This window comes from Microlunatus sp. YIM B11417 (genome assembly GCF_059617205.1).
The window spans coordinates 1,804,363-1,819,867 of the sequence record NZ_JCAMPJ010000001.1 but is presented as its reverse complement, the minus strand read 5'-3'; the positions used below and the strand labels follow the sequence as shown (position 1 = coordinate 1,819,867).

At 65.0% G+C, this 15,505-nt stretch carries 14 protein-coding genes; 4 read left to right on the top strand and 10 right to left on the bottom strand.

Going from position 1 to position 15,505, the window contains the following annotated elements; translation table 11 throughout:
- Positions 1–317: 317 nt before the first annotated feature.
- The 5 genes from AC6CCG_RS09025 to AC6CCG_RS09005 form a co-directional block, all read right to left on the bottom strand.
- Positions 318–635: a hypothetical protein gene (locus AC6CCG_RS09025; RefSeq protein ID WP_496654157.1), complete on the bottom strand. Its 318-nt coding sequence runs from the start codon at positions 633–635 to the stop codon at positions 318–320.
- A 695-nt stretch (positions 636–1,330) separates the two neighbouring features.
- Positions 1,331–2,725, bottom strand: coding sequence for a hypothetical protein (locus AC6CCG_RS09020; RefSeq protein WP_496654156.1), 1,395 nt, complete (start codon positions 2,723–2,725; stop codon positions 1,331–1,333).
- Between the two features lie 1,689 nt (positions 2,726–4,414).
- Positions 4,415–4,855, bottom strand: coding sequence for a nucleoside-diphosphate kinase (ndk, locus tag AC6CCG_RS09015; RefSeq protein ID WP_496654155.1), 441 nt, complete (start codon positions 4,853–4,855; stop codon positions 4,415–4,417).
- 34 nt (positions 4,856–4,889) lie between these two features.
- Positions 4,890–5,252, bottom strand: a complete 363-nt coding sequence (locus tag AC6CCG_RS09010) for a DUF4233 domain-containing protein (protein WP_496654154.1) — start codon at positions 5,250–5,252, stop codon at positions 4,890–4,892.
- Positions 5,249–6,766 carry a bifunctional folylpolyglutamate synthase/dihydrofolate synthase gene (locus AC6CCG_RS09005; RefSeq protein WP_496654153.1) on the bottom strand — a complete coding sequence of 506 codons (1,518 nt, stop codon included), beginning with the start codon at positions 6,764–6,766 and terminating at the stop codon, positions 5,249–5,251. Before AC6CCG_RS09005 ends, AC6CCG_RS09010 begins: the two co-directional genes overlap by 4 nt.
- Positions 6,767–6,793: 27 nt before the next feature.
- On the opposite strand from AC6CCG_RS09005, the gene AC6CCG_RS09000 reads away from it, so the two are divergent.
- The 3 genes from AC6CCG_RS09000 to AC6CCG_RS08990 all read left to right on the top strand — a co-directional run bounded on the left by AC6CCG_RS09000 (position 6,794) and on the right by AC6CCG_RS08990 (position 8,983).
- A complete protein-coding gene (locus tag AC6CCG_RS09000; RefSeq protein ID WP_496654152.1) occupies positions 6,794–7,246 on the top strand; it encodes an HIT family protein in 453 nt (150 codons plus the stop codon).
- Positions 7,247–7,285: 39 nt separating this feature from the next.
- Entirely contained in the window at positions 7,286–8,134 is an 849-nt protein-coding gene (locus AC6CCG_RS08995; RefSeq protein WP_496654151.1) for a class I SAM-dependent methyltransferase, read from the top strand.
- A gap of 87 nt (positions 8,135–8,221) precedes the next feature.
- Positions 8,222–8,983, top strand: a complete 762-nt coding sequence (locus AC6CCG_RS08990; RefSeq protein WP_496654150.1) for an SDR family NAD(P)-dependent oxidoreductase — start codon at positions 8,222–8,224, stop codon at positions 8,981–8,983.
- A gap of 34 nt (positions 8,984–9,017) precedes the next feature.
- Here AC6CCG_RS08990 and AC6CCG_RS08985 read toward each other — a convergent pair whose 3' ends face one another.
- The 5 genes from AC6CCG_RS08985 to AC6CCG_RS08965 form a co-directional block, all read right to left on the bottom strand.
- The gene (locus AC6CCG_RS08985; RefSeq protein WP_496654149.1) at positions 9,018–9,602 is read right to left on the bottom strand and encodes a hypothetical protein; all 585 of its coding nucleotides are present in this window, start codon (positions 9,600–9,602) and stop codon (positions 9,018–9,020) included.
- A 206-nt stretch (positions 9,603–9,808) separates the two neighbouring features.
- Positions 9,809–10,540, bottom strand: coding sequence for an Rv2686c family ABC transporter permease subunit (locus AC6CCG_RS08980; protein WP_496654148.1), 732 nt, complete (start codon positions 10,538–10,540; stop codon positions 9,809–9,811).
- Positions 10,541–10,542: 2 nt separating this feature from the next.
- Positions 10,543–11,253, bottom strand: coding sequence for a fluoroquinolone export ABC transporter permease subunit (locus tag AC6CCG_RS08975; protein ID WP_496654147.1), 711 nt, complete (start codon positions 11,251–11,253; stop codon positions 10,543–10,545).
- Positions 11,250–12,107 carry an ABC transporter ATP-binding protein gene (locus AC6CCG_RS08970; RefSeq protein ID WP_496654146.1) on the bottom strand — a complete coding sequence of 286 codons (858 nt, stop codon included), beginning with the start codon at positions 12,105–12,107 and terminating at the stop codon, positions 11,250–11,252. Before AC6CCG_RS08970 ends, AC6CCG_RS08975 begins: the two co-directional genes overlap by 4 nt.
- Before the next feature lie 14 nt (positions 12,108–12,121).
- Positions 12,122–12,730 carry a TetR/AcrR family transcriptional regulator gene (locus AC6CCG_RS08965; RefSeq protein ID WP_496654145.1) on the bottom strand — a complete coding sequence of 203 codons (609 nt, stop codon included), beginning with the start codon at positions 12,728–12,730 and terminating at the stop codon, positions 12,122–12,124.
- A gap of 145 nt (positions 12,731–12,875) precedes the next feature.
- On the opposite strand from AC6CCG_RS08965, the gene valS reads away from it, so the two are divergent.
- Positions 12,876–15,482 carry a valine--tRNA ligase gene (gene valS / locus AC6CCG_RS08960; protein WP_496654144.1) on the top strand — a complete coding sequence of 869 codons (2,607 nt, stop codon included), beginning with the start codon at positions 12,876–12,878 and terminating at the stop codon, positions 15,480–15,482.
- Positions 15,483–15,505: the final 23 nt, after the last annotated feature.

Here is a 15,505-nt window from a genome sequence, read left to right as displayed (position 1 = left end):
TGGTTTAGAACGGCGGTCCGCCGATTCACCAACATTTGATAGTTCCGGATCTGCAACCCCCGCCGAGTAACTCCATGGAACATCCAGACTGACCCGAAAACGACCACAATGAGAAGCCAAAGGGCGCCTGGACCGACGAGTATCCACAAGAATATCGTGGGGACGATTCCGAGGATGATCGCCAAAAGGGAAATAACAAACGCCCGATAGGGAAGATCAACTGGACCGATTGTCTGCTGTCGCGTATTCGACGCTTCACGGCCGGTCATGTCCGTGAGTGTGTACAGTGGCTGCGAGTTCATTATCGTGCAACCACATCAATTTCTTCGCGACGCATCCCAGAGTCCCACGCCAGTATTCGCAATAATGTCAATCAATCCGAGAATAGCGGGCATAATAAAGTCTGGTGCAGCAAGAACGGCTCCAAATACGATCGCCCAAACGATCCAGCCACGAGGGCCAGAACCTTCGTTGGAGTATCCACGAATTCGGCGCCACATAAAGACAACGACGGCACCCAGGATAATTATGAGACCTATCCAAGCCGCAGCGGTGGTCAGATCACGCCCGCCTGCGCCTAGGATTGCATCCCAGAACTCGCTCCAGGCTTTGGCCAATTCGACGTCATAGATCATGATCTGACTCTCTCATCACAGTCCGACGGCGAAGCCGCCGATCACCTTCACTAGTAGGAACACGCCCAGAACCGCAGCCGCAATCGCCATGGGGATGGCCCCGCGATCCTGCAGCCACTCTGTCACGTCGTTCCGTTGTCCATCCGCGATCCCGAAGCGCCTGCGCAGCCGACGCATCGTAGTCTCGCGGTCCTGAGGCCCTGACCCAATCTCGCTCACGCACCCACCTCCCCAAACCACAATAGGTTCTGACGTGTCCCATGTCTAGGCTCACGACGGAGTCCATGGCACACGAAAAACCATTCTGACTAGGAACTTTACCAGCCAGCCGAACGGAGACTGGGCTACCGCGCGAGCCCTCCCACCTTGGGACTACAACCGGCGTCCCCTGACCTCTAGCACGAGGCGATCGACGAGTTGATGTCTCGACATCGGCGCACCTTCGTCGTTGGCGCGCCCGTGGCCCAATACTCCCGCATCCAAGGGCGCACGGGCGCTCCGACGTGGCGGTCGGATCACTCCCTCTCATCCGACTGTCTGGGCCGGAGCGAACTGACAAGCCAAAGTTCCACGAGCTGTCACGTCGGATCGTTCAACGTGGCTTCGCGAGCTTCACGTGCGCGACAGTGCGAATGAACAGAGTTAAGCGGCATGTCCGCGGACTTGCCTGACGCTGACGGCACCACGACCAACAATCAAGACATCTTGATCGAGAATTCGATTGGCTTCATTGTGAAATCGCCACTCTTTGGCGACAGATTAGGTATCGTTGATCCGAATGACGACGGAACAAACTTACCTCGCGGCGCGTAAACGATATTCACTGCCTTCGCTGACACCGGAACAGAAATCAACACCTCTCCTTGAGCCAGTGTCACGTCGATGATTGGTATTCCCTCCGACACCGAGCAGGGACTTCCGTTCGAATCAGTAGCCTGTAGCGTTTTGGACTTGTCGATCGTGGGCACGTCGTACAGATGCGCGGGCATTATTGCGCCCTCGTTATTTTCCCAGGAAAGTTGCAGCCACGCGTGATCTTTTGGTGCCCAACCCCTGTCGCGATGAAATGCAGAGATCTTCGCCTTCACAAAATCGACAGAGTGACTGACGGAAAAGCCGCCAATCTTGCTGGATCCGGAGTACTTCTGACTCAGAGTGACCTCCGGGAAATGACGGTACATCGCATCAGCCGACTTCGATGTGCGCTCGCCCGTCCTGAATGAAATCGTCTGATCCAGCCCGGCAACGGTTACAATCAGGTCCGCATCCGCCCCCTTAGCCACGGACGCTACAATTGTCGCCTCTTGCGAAAGGGTTGAATCCCCCGAATTCACCAGTGTCACGGCGGCCCTTTCACTCCCGACGGCCACTGAGTACGAAGCTTTGGTTTCTACCTCGCCCTGATTGTAGTCGAGGTCGGTTACCGCCACTTTGATAGCAAGGAACTCCTCTCCATCCGCAGGAACGAAATACGGAAACTCACTGTCGCGAGGGAGTGACTGCAGTACTCCAACTTCCTTCGCGGCAACCCTGAGGCCCGGACCAAGGATCATTCCATTTTTCGGTTTGATCGGTCCTGTTAGCTCCAGTTCTCCGCTAATTCGCGCAACCATCGCGGGCTCGGCCTGCGGTGAAGGCGGCTCTGGGACCTTGTCCGCAGCAACCGGCTTGAGTCCATCGGGTCGATACAGTTCCAATCCCCCTGGAACCTCGACTCCCGTTTCTCCCAATCGAATTGAGTCCGGGCTAACCTCGACATCCTTCTCGCCAACGAGTTTCGGCGTAAACGCAACCTCATCGAAAACTCCGGGCTTACCTCGATCCCTCAGATGCCGAATTGGGCCACAAAGTGCCCTGGGCTCGAGTGCACCATCACTTGGGGCGCGCAGGAGCCAACATCCAGTCTCGTCAGCACGAGAGGAGTAGGGATCGTTAGCCTGGCCATCTGACCAAGCAACCTCCAGTGCCTGCAGGAACGGCACCTTGCCGTCGACCTCCACTCCATCAACCCGTACAGTCGTCGCGCAGCCGGCAACGACTAATGCCAATGCAATCATCGCCAATGCCGTGACACGCCCGAGGTGGTGCACTTACTCCTCCTAGAAATGGTCCCGCTGTCCAGTCCTACATATCCTCGATAGCTATCGAATGAGGACGTGAATTTCGCCGACGTCGAAGCGCCGCGATGCCGAGATACTGTGATTCATCGTCCCCGACTGACCGCCCGCCGTCCAATCAATTTCCCAACGGGAAGTAGCAACAACATTATATGATCCCGGTACGGTATAAACGTGGCCGCAAGTTGGCGAGGAACTCCCTGCTATCGTTCCGACTCTCCAGGGTGTTCCCCGGTTGCACCGAAGCACGGTGCCGTCGCCTAAATCCCAGTCGACACTCTTCAATCGTATCGAAATCGAGACGCTATTTCCGCCAATCGTCTCAGATACGGTTCTTGAAACAGTGCCTCCATCCGCCCACAACCAGATCGGATATCCTACAGCGGTGTCGAACGGAAAATCATGATGCTCACGATTCGGTCCCATTTCAGGCGTGGCAGCAGTGAATTCAATTTCAGCCACCACTGCCTCAACTGCCTCCTCAGGAGTTAGAGTGGGTGTTGGATCGTCTGACTCCACCCACGGAGCGACTTGACACTCAAGGTACTCCTCGGGGTCATTTATCCCCCAACATGGACCTTGAGTTTCCGAATAGTACATTATTTCGTGCCAGTTCCACTGGGACCTGTCATCTGGCAGTTCGTCCGGCTCCCTAACTCGGGCGGTGCCTGGAATTCCCGGCTTCCTCCATTCTTGGCCGGTGTCATCATCAGACCGCCGCTCAGTGGAGGAACCTGGCGTTTCGCAAGTGGCTCTTCCCGTTATAAGCCCAATGTTCCGCCGTTCACATGGTTGTGCGGAGGACGTACTTGATGTGCCTACGGAGAACCACACTGTGACGACCATTACTAGAGCTAGGGTTAAGCATCTCACTACTTCTCACCCCCGCATGAACCCTCGGACGACATGAGTTGAACTTCCATGTCCCACATTCGCCATTTGCCACGAGCTCGATCCAACTTTAGGATGGCGCGCTCCGCGAGGAAGTCCGGCTTCCCAGCGTACGGCTTCCCCGCCTTTGTGACCTGAACATCACTCTGATCTAGGCACGCCGACCAATGGATTTCGGGAGGACTTGCATCTAGGCTCGAAGACTCCAGAAGCTTGATGTCGCGCAATACGCCAAAGCCTGAAGACTTTAGCTTCTCCCTCCTCACGGCCGACATCTCATCCAGCACGTATTCGCGAACGGGACCCTTTGGGTGCATCAAGCGGTCCAGGTAATCCGGTATCACGGACCCTCCGCCAGCCTGTGCAAACTGGTCAATCGCGCGCGTGAAATCTGCATAGGTCTGCCTCGACTCGGCTATGGACCTCTCACGAGCGGAACTTCTCGTCGAGTTAGGGCCTTGTGTCGGATCAGATCGAGTTGGGGAAGATGGAACAGGACTTGAGGGGGTATGGGTGACGTTGTCAGTGCAGGCCGCGATCAATTGGAGGGCGCAGGCCAAGAGGGCCGCGGCTAGGGGGCGCCAGCGGCGGGGGCGTTTGCGGGTGCCGGGGCTGGGTCTTGGGTCCGCAGCTACCGGCAGCCACTGCGTCGGGCCTGCCATGCAGGTCACTATGACATCCGGCGAGGCTTGAACTCTAGACGCTGACCCGAACTTGTGGATAACTCGCCGGCACCCGGCTACCTGTTGATAAGTCGGGTCAGGGCTTGCGTCAGGGGAGGCCGGGGAACCAGAGGTCGATCTCGCGTTTGGCGGACTCGGGTGAGTCGGAGCCGTGGACGAGGTTCTCGCGGTTGGACAGGGAGAAGTCGCCTCGGATGGTGCCGGGGGCGGCCTTGCGGCCGTCGGTGGCCCCGTTCAGCAGCCTTACGACCTCGATGGCCTCGTCGCCCTCGACGACCAGAGCGACCGACGGGCCGGAGGTCACGAAGGTACGCAGCGGCGGGTAGAAGGCCTTCTCGACGTGCTCGGCGTAATGCTGGTCGGACAGGTCCCCGTCCACCTGGCGCAGCTCCATCGCGACGATCGACAGGCCCTTGTTCTCGAGCCTGCTCAGCACGGCCCCGACCAGTCCACGCCGGACGGCGTCGGGCTTGATCAGGACGAAGGAGCGCTGGGCCGCGGGCGCCGGCGGCGTCGGGGTGTCAGTCATGGCTGCACCCTATCGATCGCCGCTCGCTCGCGACTCAACCGGTCGCGGCGCCACCGCCACCGGGTATGCCCCGCTCGAGCCGTCGGCCGAGGACGAAGAACAGCACCCAGACGCCGGCGAAGAGGCCGCCGGCGACGAACATGGTGGCGTTCGCGAAGCCGAGGGCGAGGCCGGCGAGCTGGGTCAGCCAGCCGAGCGGATAGCCGGCGGGAGACCGCATCAGGCCGGCGCTGACCAGCGCGAGGACGGCCGCCAGGCCGCCGAGGCCGCCGGCGACCCAGCCGGGCAGTCCCGAGATGAAGATCATCACCGGGATGGACAGCCCGAACACGATCACCTCGAACATCAGGGTGATCATCAGCGGCATCCGCATCGGGTTGTCCGCGGCGAGCCTCATCGGCCGTCGCCCTCCGGTTCGTCGCCGACCAGCGGGCGCAGCGGGTCCTCGGCAGGGGCGCGGCGGATCTGCGGCGGCGCGTAGTCGAAGCCGTCGAGGTCGTCCCGGCTCCAGTCGTCCGGGTCCAGCTCCTCGTCCTCCGGCTCCTCCTCGCTCGTCTCGGCGACCGCATCGCCGCCGTTGACGGGGCAGGGCTGGTCGCCGGCCAGCAGCGTCCTGGCCTCGCCGACGGCGATCACGGAGCCGGCGATCAGGACGCCGGCGTTGCCGTACTCGTCGGCGTCGGCGAGGGCGATCGCGGTCTCGATCGCGTCGTCGAGGCGTGGCTCCACCTGGACCCGGTCGGTGCCGAGGATCTCCGCGGCCAGCTCGCCCAGCGCCTCGGCGGGCATGCCGCGGTCGGTCGAGGCGACCTGGGTGGTGACGACCCGGTCCACGGTCTCGGCCAGCTCGGTCAGCAGGCCGCGCGCGTCCTTGTCCCGCATCACGGCGATCACGCCGATCAGCGGGCTGAACCCGAACGACTCGGCCATGGCGGCGGCCGCGGCGCGAGCCCCGTGCGGATTGTGGGCGGCGTCCAGGACGACGGTCGGCGAGCGCCGGATGACCTCGAGCCGGCCCGGCACCCGTACCTCCGCGAGTCCGGCCCGGATCACGTCGGGCTCCAGCGCCCGCATGCCGAGGAAGGCCTCGACGGCCGCGACGGCCAGCGCGGCGTTGTCGGCCTGATGCCCACCGTGCAGGGGAAGGAAGACGTCGTCGACCGGGCCGCCCGACGCGTTGAGCCGGAGCAGCTGCCCGCCGACCGCGATGCTGCGCGACAGCAGACCGAAGTCGATGCCGTCCCGCTGGACGAGAGCGCCGACCTCGGCGGAGCGGGCCAGCAGCACCGTCGCCGCCTCCACCGGCTGACCGGCCAGCACCGCCTGCGCACCGGGCTTGATGATGCCGGCCTTCTCCCCCGCGATCTTGTCGATCGTGGAACCGAGCAGATGGGTGTGATCGAGATCGATCGGAGTGATCACGGCGACCGCACCGTCGGCGACGTTGGTGGCGTCCCAGGTGCCGCCCAGCCCGACCTCGATCACCGCGACGTCGACCGGGGCGTCGGCGAAGGCGGCGAAGGCCATCGCGGTGATGATCTCGAAGAAGGTCATCGCGACGCCGTCGATCTTGCGCTCGTCCACCATCGCCACGTACGGCTCGATGTCGGCCCAGGTCGCGTCGAACCGTTCCTCGTCGATCGGCCGGCCGTCGATCATGATCCGTTCGGTGACGCTGGTCAGGTGCGGGCTCGAGAACCGTCCGGTACGCAAGCCCGCCGCCCGCAGCAGCGATTCGATCATGGCGGCCGTTGAGCCCTTGCCGTTCGTACCGGCGACATGAATCACCGGGTACGTCTTCTGCGGCTCACCCAGCAGGTCCATCAGCGCCTGCACCCGACCGAGGCTCGGCGCGACCCGGTGTTCCGGCCAGCGAGCGGTGAGGGTGGCGACGAGTTCGGCATGTGACATAGCCAGCACAGTCTAGTGTCGAGGCCGATGAACACCACAGACTGCTTGGCCTGTACGCAGACCGCCGCCGAAACCCTGCCGGACCGGGAGCAGGTGGTCCGCACCGAACACTGGCGGGTCGCGCACGCGTTCGACTCCGCGCTCCCCGGCTGGCTCGTCTTCCTGCCGACCCGGCACATCACGAGTTTCACCGAGCTGACCGAGGAAGCGGCCGCGGAGGTCGGGCCGCTGCTGCTCGATCTCTCCCACGCGCTGCACACGGTGGTCGGCTGTGTGAAGACGTACCAGATGATGTTCGCCGAGGCCGAGGGCTTCAGCCACCTGCACATCCATCTGGTCCCGCGCGCTGCTGATCTTGCCCCGGAGCTGAGAGGCCCGGGCATCTTCGGCTACCTGAAGCACCCGAGGAAGGAATGGGTGCCGACCGAGCGGATGGACGAGCTGGCCCGTGAGCTTCGTGCCGCGCTGCAGCGGCGATAACCGATGGCCACTCCCCCGGCGCCACGTGATCATGACGGGATGTCCGAGCCTGCCTACCTGACCGCGAACCGTGCGAACTGGGACGACCGGGCCGTCGCCCACGCCGCCTCCCCCGACTATCGGGTCGCCGAATTCGACGATCCCGAGTTCCTCAGCGACGTGGTCCGGTTCGATTCCAAGCGGTTGGGCGACGTACGCGGGCTGCGCACGGTCCATCTCCAATGCCACATCGGTACGGACACGGTCTCGCTGGCCCGGCTCGGCGCGAAGATCACCGGCGTCGACCTCTCGCCGGTCTCGATCGACCGCGCCCGGGAGCTCGCGGACCGCACCTCGGCCCAGGCCGACTTCGTCGTCGCGGACGTCTACTCCGCGCCGGCCGCTCTCGAGGCCCTCTCCGGTCTTGATCAAGGCGGCGGCTTCGATCTCGTCTACACGAGCATCGGAGCGCTGTGCTGGCTGCCCGACATCGACCGCTGGGCCGGCGTGGTCGCCGAGCTGCTCCGGCCGGGCGGCCGGTTGTTCCTGCGCGACGGGCACCCGATGCTCCATGCCACCAACGAATCCCGGCCGGACGGTCTGCTCACCGTCGAGTACCCCTACTTCGAGACCGAGCCGTTGATCTGGGACGGCGACGGCACCTACGTGCAGACCGATCACAAGATCACCCACACGACCAGCTACCAGTGGAACCACGGGCTCGGTGAGATGATCACCGCCCTGCTCCGGCACGGCCTGGAGCTGACCCTGTTCGAGGAGCACGACACGGCACCGCACGAGGCGATCCCGGGCCGGATGACGCCGCTCGGCAACGGCGAGTGGCGGCTCACCGACCATCCGGAACGGCTGCCGCTGACCTTCACCCTCGCCGCGACGAAACGTCCCTGATCCCGGGACGGCAACCTGCTCCCCTCCGCCCACGTCGTCGGCATCCCCGTACATTCAGGTACGGAGTCGGCGAGAGAGGGAGGCACCGTGCACGTACTGGACACGTTCCGGCTGACCGGGCGGAAGGCACTGGTCACCGGCGGGAATCGCGGGCTCGGGCTCGCCTTCGCCCGAGGGCTGGCCGAGGCCGGCGCCGCGGTGGTGATCACCGCCCGCGATCGGGCCCGCAACGAGGAGGCGGCTGCGGCGCTGCGCGGCGAGGGCCACGCGGTCCAGGTGGTCACCGGCGACCTGGTCAGCGACGCGGACCGGATCGTCACCGAGGCGGCCGCCGCGCTCGGCGGCCTGGACATCGTGATCAACAACGCCGGGATCGCGATCCACCGGCCGACCTTCGAGGTCCCGGAGTCGGAGTTCGACACCGTGCTCGACCTCAACCTCAAGTCGGTCTGGACCACCTCGATCGCCGCGGCCCGGATCATGAAGGAGTCCGGCGGGGGCAGCATCGTCAATGTCGGATCGATCTCGTCGATCATCGTGAATCGCCCGCAGTGGCAGGCTTCCTACAACGCCTCGAAGGCGGCAGTACACCAGCTCACGAAGTCGCTGGCCGCAGAATGGGCGCCGTACGGAATTCGGGTGAACGCCGTAGCGCCCGGATATGTCAAAACTGATATGGCACCGGTGGACCGGCCTGAATTCAAAGCCCGCTGGATAGACGACTCAGTGCAGCAACGCTATGCAATGCCTGAGGAGATTGCACCGACCGTGGTCTATCTCGCGTCGGACGCCGCAGCGTTCATGACCGGTTCGGTGGTCGTGATCGACGGCGGCTACACGGTCTACTGACCGCGCAGCCGCCGCCGAGTGATTCAACGCGAACTCATTCACCGACCGGCAGTTCCGGCTCCGGCAGCTCCGGGAGCTCCGGGAGTTCCGGCAGTCCGCCGCCACCGAGGCCGCCCAGCAGCCCGATGACGGTGTCGAGCAGGCTGCCGACCAGGCCGAGCACCTTACCCAGCAGTCCGGCGAGGTCGAGGCCGCCCGGCAGATCCAGCGTCGGCGCGAGCGTGCCACGGTTGAGCTTGAGATCAACCTTCGTACCCATCGTCGTCTCAAGATCACGTTCCATGGAGGACTCGAGCTTGCGCACCGAGCTCTTGCTCATCGTTCCCTTGGTGGGCAACTGGGTCTTCACCCGGCTCTTCATGCGATCCGTGATCTTGTCTGCCAGCACGGCGGCCTGAGCCTTGGTGGCCCCGTGCTCCAGGAGTTCGCGATACAGCTGATACTCCAGGCTGTCGGTCACGTACGACGAGACCTGAGTTCGCGTCAGCTGACCCTTGACGCCCTTGAGCTCGATCGTTTCGCCCGTGTCAGCGCTTGCGGTGGTGAGGCCGGCGAAAGTGGTCGCCAGTACGGCTACGCCGGCGACGACACCTTTGACCAATGGCTTAAAGATAGACATGATCACTCCTCGGGTAGGTTCTCCGAAGTCGTTTCGGACTCCGGACCAGCAGTCGGACCCTTCAATCCCCCGAGCTGAGGTGATACACGGCCTTACGACCGATAAACATACGAACCCAGCTCAAATCTGTCTAGGGGGCCGTCTGAAATTGGAATTAAGATATGACGACCCGAAAGGCACGTGATATTAGGGTTCCGACGCCGGACTCAGCCGAGACTGCGCAGGAATCTCCGGTACAGCAGGGCGATCAGCGGCAGGTGGTAGATCACCCCGCCGACCAGGTACGGCCACCAGGGATCACCGGTGCTGATCAGCCAGTACGCCTTGGCCGGCCAGTAGGTCGGCAACAGCCAGAACGGGTACTGCCACTCCGGCCCGAGGAAGTACGGGATCAGCGGCAGCCCGGCCACCACGATGCCGATCGCCCGGACTCCGGCCAGCCCTTCGACCTTGTTCCGGGCGAACGCCAGCAGCGCCAGCGAGATGACCACCCCGGACAGCCCGGCCAGCAGCCCGACCGGGATCAGCGCCGGCCACTGCTCCAGCGGCATCAGCCCGCTCGCCGGCAGCGTGACGATCACGTACAGCGCCGTGACCACGACGACCGTGATCGCCCGGTAGCCGAGGTAGGTGCTCATCCGGGCCGGCGAGACGCGCAGCGCCGCGATGGTGTTGCTGTCCCGTTCGTCCAGGACCAGGAAGGCACCCAGCGCCCCGACCACGATCGGGCTGGTCAGCAGCAGGAAGCCGGTCAGGATCACCGGGTGGTACGGCGTCAGATCGAGCCCGTACCGGTCGGCGGTCATGGCAGCCGCGGCGGGCGTACCGAATCTGACCAGGGCGATCCAGCCCAGCGGTGCGAACACCACGAAGGCGAACAGGGACTCGCGGCGGATCCCGCGAAGATCGTTGCGGCCCAGGGCCGTCAGTGTGTTCATGATCATTCGCTCCCGGTCCGGGCCACCACGTGGCGGTTGAACAGGTGGCGGGCCGGCAGCCAGAGCAGCGCGACGAAGATCAACGGGTAGATCACGCCATAGCCGATCTGCCAGGCAGCCAGCGTCGTCTGGCCGAACGCAGCGCCGAGGAACAGCAGCGGCCCGAGCGTCGGAATCACGTACATCCACGGCTGTTCGAGGATCCCGGCCAGATGGAACGCGGGCAGGCTGAGCACCGCCAGCGGGATCGTCGACGGCAGGAACCAGTTGCTCACCGAGGTGAACGGCATCGAGGAGACGAAGCTGGTCAGCAACATCACCAGCGTCCCCGGCACCGCGCCGATGATCAGCAACCGCAGGTCGTAGCCGGTGCCGTGGGTGACCGTGGCGACGAAGATCGCCAGCACGCTGGACAGCAGAACCAGCGTGATCAACTTCGAGGCCAGATACTCGCTGAAGCGCAGCGGAGTGGCGACGAGCGCATTCAGCGTCCGGTCCCCCTTCTCGAAGAAGACGGCGCCGGCGATGAAGAACCAACCGACGATCGACAGGTCACCGAGGATCACGTACGGCTCGGCCATCGACCGCAGGTCGTGCGGCAGCGGCAGCAGGATCAACAACCACATGAAGCCGGAGAAGATCCCGGCCTGCAGGAAGCGGTAGCGCCACTGCAGCCGGAACTCGGCGCGCAGGACGACGCCCAATCGGCTCATGTCAGCCGCCGTCCGGTCGCTTCGACGAACACGTCGTCGAGGGTGGCCTCCTTGCTGTGGATCGTCTCCACGGCCTCGTTCTTCAACAGGGCCAGGAAATCGTCGTCCTCGGCGAGCCGGTCCATGTCGAAGTCTCGCTGCACCAGATCGCCGCTCGGGTCCCGGTACTCGACCCGGACCCGGCGCTGGCTGCGTTCCACCTTGAGCTCGCGCGGCGAGTTGAGCGCGACGATCCGGCCGTCCACCACGAACGCGACCCGGTCGCAGAGCTCGTCGGCGGTCGCCATGTCGTGGGTGGTCAGGAAGACCGTCTTGCCGCGGGCCTTCTCGGCCAGCACGATGTCCTTCACCTTGCGGGCGTTGGTCGGATCGAGACCCGACGTGGGCTCGTCCAGGAACAGCAGTTCCGGGTCGTGCAACAGGGCCCGGACGAACACCAGCCGCATCTGCATGCCCTTGGAGAACCTGCCCACCCGGGTGTCCGCGTCGTCGGCCAGCCCGACCAGGTCGAGCAGCTCGAGCGGGTCGCGGGTCGGCCCCGCGTACAGGGATGCGAAGAACTCGAGGTTCTCCCGCGCGGTGAGCTTCAGGTAGTGGTTCGGCAACTCGAAGGAGACGCCGACCCGCTCGTAGTAGTCCGGGCCCCAGTCGGCCGGTTCCCTGCCCCAGACGGAGATCCGGCCGCCGTGCCCGGTCAGCAGGCCGATCAGGATCTTCTGCGTCGTCGACTTGCCGGCGCCGCTGGGCCCGAGGAAGCCGAAGATCTCCCCTCGCCCCACCTCGAAGTCCATCCCCCGCACGGCGGGCTCGGCACTGCCGGGATAGCGGAAGGTCAGGCCCTCCACAGTGATCATGACGTTGAGTCCTCTCAGCGGGACCGGGTGAGCCCGGTCGCCACGATGTCGATCAGCAGGTCGAGCGCCGGCTCATAGCTGGCCGGGTCGAACATCTGCTCCTGGAGCGGCACGGTGAGCACCGCCTGGACGACGCCGAACACGATGCCGGGTTCGACGTCGACCAGGTCGCCGTTCTCGCGGGCCTGCTGGAGGAAGGCGAGGGACGGCTCGATCATCAGCCGTTTCGTCTGTTCGAGCCGTTCCGGCGAGACCTTCGCCGCCACCAGCTCGAGCTCGTCCGGATGGGTGAGCAGCCTTCGGTAGAGCGGTTTGTTCCGCTGGATGTCCAGCACGGCGTGCAGGTAACGCCGCAGCCGCTCGGCCACGTCCAGCGACTCGTCCTCGAGGATGCCGAGGATGCCCGCCCGCAGCTCCGGCACCTGGCGATACATCAGCTCGACGTACAGCTCCTCCTTGGAGTCGAAGAACCGGTAGAAGGTGCTCTTCGCGATGCCGGCCGGTGCCACCAGGTCGTCCAGTGACGTCTTGCGCAGCCCTTGGGTGGTGAACAACCGGAAGCCCGACTCCAGCAGCTTCCCGGTGATCCGCTCCCGCTCCCGCTCGGTGAACGCCGACGGCACAGGTCCTCCTGAATCTCTGAAAACAAATTGGTTTTTCGTTCACAGCTCAGATTACGCCGCCGCGGGACCGGGGGCAAGATCGTCGAGAACGCGGCCGGTCAATGAATGTGCGGCGAGCGGTGCCTCTTCCGTAAGATCGAGCGCTATGACCGATACCTCGACAGCACCCCGTACGACTCCTCCGGCAGCACCCGCGCCCGAGGCCGTCGTCGTACGGGCGGTGCCGGAGAGGCCGGCGCTGGAGGGGCTGGAGGCCAAGTGGTCCGCCCGCTGGGACGAGGACGGGACGTACGCGTTCGTCCGGCCGGAGCGCCGGGACCAGGTGTTCAGCATCGACACCCCGCCGCCGACGGTGTCCGGCTCGCTGCACGTGGGCCACGTGTTCTCCTACACCCACACGGATCTGATCGCGCGCTTCCAGCGGATGACCGGCAAGGCCGTCTACTACCCGATCGGCTGGGACGACAACGGCCTGCCCACCGAGCGCCGGGTGCAGAACTTCTACGGCGTCCGGTGCGACCCGACGGTGCCGTACGACCCCGACTTCACGCCGCCGGCGAAGCCCGACCCCAAGCGCCAGGTGCCGATCAGCCGGCGCAACTTCGTCGCGCTCTGCCACGAGTTGACCGAGGTGGACGAGAAGGCGTTCGAGGCCCTGTGGCGCCAGGTGGGCCTGAGCGTGGACTGGTCGACGCTCTACACGACGATCTCCGACGACTCGACCCGGGTGGCGCAGCTGGGCTTCCTGCGCAACGCGGCCCGCGGCGAGGCGTATCTCGCCGACGCTCCGACGGTCTGGGACGTGACGTTCCAGACCGCGATCGCGCAGGCCGAGGTGGAGGCCCGGGACTACCCGGGCGCGTTCCACCGGATCGCCTTCCACTCCGCCCAGGGCCCGGTGCACATCGAGACCACCCGGCCGGAACTGATCGCGGCCTGCGTGGCGCTGCTGGTGCATCCGGACGACGAGCGGTTCACCGGCCTGGTCGGCCAGACCGTGACCAGCCCGGTGTTCGGCGTGGAACTGTCGGTGCTCAGCCATCCGCTGGTGGAGAAGGACCTCGGCTCCGGCCTGGTGATGTGCTGTACGTTCGGCGACCAGACCGACGTGACCTGGTGGCGCGAACTCCAGTTGCCCGCCCGGGTGATCATCGGCCGGGATGGCCGGATCCTCGCCGAGGTGCCGGAGTGGATCCCGGAGTCCGCCCGCTCGGCGTACGAGCAGCTGGCCGGCAAGACCACCTTCAGCGCGCGCGAGGCCATGGTCGGGCTGCTCCGCGAGTCCGGCGACCTGGACGGCGAGCCGAAGCCGACCCAGCGCAAGGCGAACTTCTTCGAGAAGGGCGACAAGCCGCTGGAGATCGTCTCCACCCGGCAGTGGTACATCCGCAACGGCGGCCGCGACGCCGAGCTGCGCGACCGGTTCCTGCAGCGCGGCCGGGAGCTCGGCTGGGTGCCGGAACACATGAAGCACCGTTACGAGGACTGGGTCGGCGGGCTGAACGGCGACTGGCTGATCTCCCGCCAGCGCTTCTTCGGCGTGCCGTTCCCGGTCTGGTACCCGCTCGACGATCAAGGTGAGCCGGACTACGAAAACCCCTTGTTCGCCGAGGAATCCGCGCTCCCGGTGGATCCGAGCACGGACACCCCGGCCGGCTACGCCGATGATCAACGCGGCGTGCCCGGCGGCTTCATCGCCGATCCCGACGTGATGGACACCTGGGCCATCTCCTCACTGACGCCGCAGATCGTCTGCGGCTGGGAACGGGACCCGGAGCTGTTCCAGCTGACGTTCCCGATGGACCTCAACACGAACGCGCACGACATCATCCGGACCTGGCTGTTCGACCGGGTGATCAGGTCGCACTTCGAGAACGACTCGCTGCCCTGGGCCCGGTCCATGATCAGTGGGTTCGTGGTGGACCCGGATCGCAAGAAGATGAGCAAGTCCAAGGGCAACGCGACGGTGCCGACCGAGGTGCTGGACAAGTTCGGCACCGACGCCGTGCGCTGGCGCGCCGCACTGGCCCGGCCGGGGCTGGACTCCCCCTTCGACGAGACCCAGATGAAGGTCGGCCGCCGCCTCGCGATGAAGGTGTTGAACGCGAGCAAGCTGATCCTCGGCTACCCGGAGCCGCAGCCCGGCACCGCGGTCACCGAGCCCGCCGACCTGGCCATGCTGGCCGAGTTGCGTGCGGTGATCACGGCCGCGACCAAGCACTTCGACGCGTACGACTACACGACGGCGCTCGAAGTGACCGAACGGTTCTTCTGGCAGTTCTGCGACGACTACCTCGAGCTGGTCAAGGAGCGGGCGTACGGCTCGTCGGGCGAGGCCGGGGCCGACTCGGCCCGCGCCGCGCTGACCCAGGCGTTGGACGTGATCCTGCGTCTGTTCGCGCCGATCCTGCCGTACGTCACCGAGGAGGTGTGGTCCTGGTGGAAGCCGGGCTCGGTGCACCTCGCGGCCTGGCCGACCGTCGACGAACTGGACCACGCGGACGGTGATCCGCGACTGCTGGCCGACGTGGCCGCCGCGCTGATCGCGATCCGCGGAGCCAAGTCGACCGCGAAGGTCTCGATGAAGACCGAGATCACCCACGCCCGGTTCGCCGGGCCGGCGGACACTTTGGAGCGGGTCCGTGCCGTCGAGGGCGATCTTCGCGCCGTGGGCCGGATCACCGGCGACGTGGAGTGGGCCGAGGGCGACGGCGAGCTGACCGTCGACGTCACCCTGGCCGAGCCGTCCTGACCTGCACCGTTCCCTGAGCTTGT

What these genes read in the sequence shown, in the direction of transcription:
- AC6CCG_RS09005 (WP_496654153.1), bottom strand. Translation starts at nt 6,766, where the DNA reads ATGTCACATGCCGAACTCGTCGCCACCCTCACCGCTCGCTGGCCGGAA.
- AC6CCG_RS08995 (WP_496654151.1), top strand. Translation starts at nt 7,286, where the DNA reads ATGTCCGAGCCTGCCTACCTGACCGCGAACCGTGCGAACTGGGACGAC.
- valS (WP_496654144.1), top strand. Translation starts at nt 12,876, where the DNA reads ATGACCGATACCTCGACAGCACCCCGTACGACTCCTCCGGCAGCACCC.
- ndk (WP_496654155.1), bottom strand. Translation starts at nt 4,855, where the DNA reads ATGACTGACACCCCGACGCCGCCGGCGCCCGCGGCCCAGCGCTCCTTC.
- AC6CCG_RS09000 (WP_496654152.1), top strand. Translation starts at nt 6,794, where the DNA reads ATGAACACCACAGACTGCTTGGCCTGTACGCAGACCGCCGCCGAAACC.
- AC6CCG_RS08985 (WP_496654149.1), bottom strand. Translation starts at nt 9,602, where the DNA reads ATGTCTATCTTTAAGCCATTGGTCAAAGGTGTCGTCGCCGGCGTAGCC.
- AC6CCG_RS09025 (WP_496654157.1), bottom strand. Translation starts at nt 635, where the DNA reads ATGATCTATGACGTCGAATTGGCCAAAGCCTGGAGCGAGTTCTGGGAT.
- AC6CCG_RS08970 (WP_496654146.1), bottom strand. Translation starts at nt 12,107, where the DNA reads ATGATCACTGTGGAGGGCCTGACCTTCCGCTATCCCGGCAGTGCCGAG.
- AC6CCG_RS09010 (WP_496654154.1), bottom strand. Translation starts at nt 5,252, where the DNA reads ATGAGGCTCGCCGCGGACAACCCGATGCGGATGCCGCTGATGATCACC.
- AC6CCG_RS08975 (WP_496654147.1), bottom strand. Translation starts at nt 11,253, where the DNA reads ATGAGCCGATTGGGCGTCGTCCTGCGCGCCGAGTTCCGGCTGCAGTGG.
- AC6CCG_RS08980 (WP_496654148.1), bottom strand. Translation starts at nt 10,540, where the DNA reads ATGAACACACTGACGGCCCTGGGCCGCAACGATCTTCGCGGGATCCGC.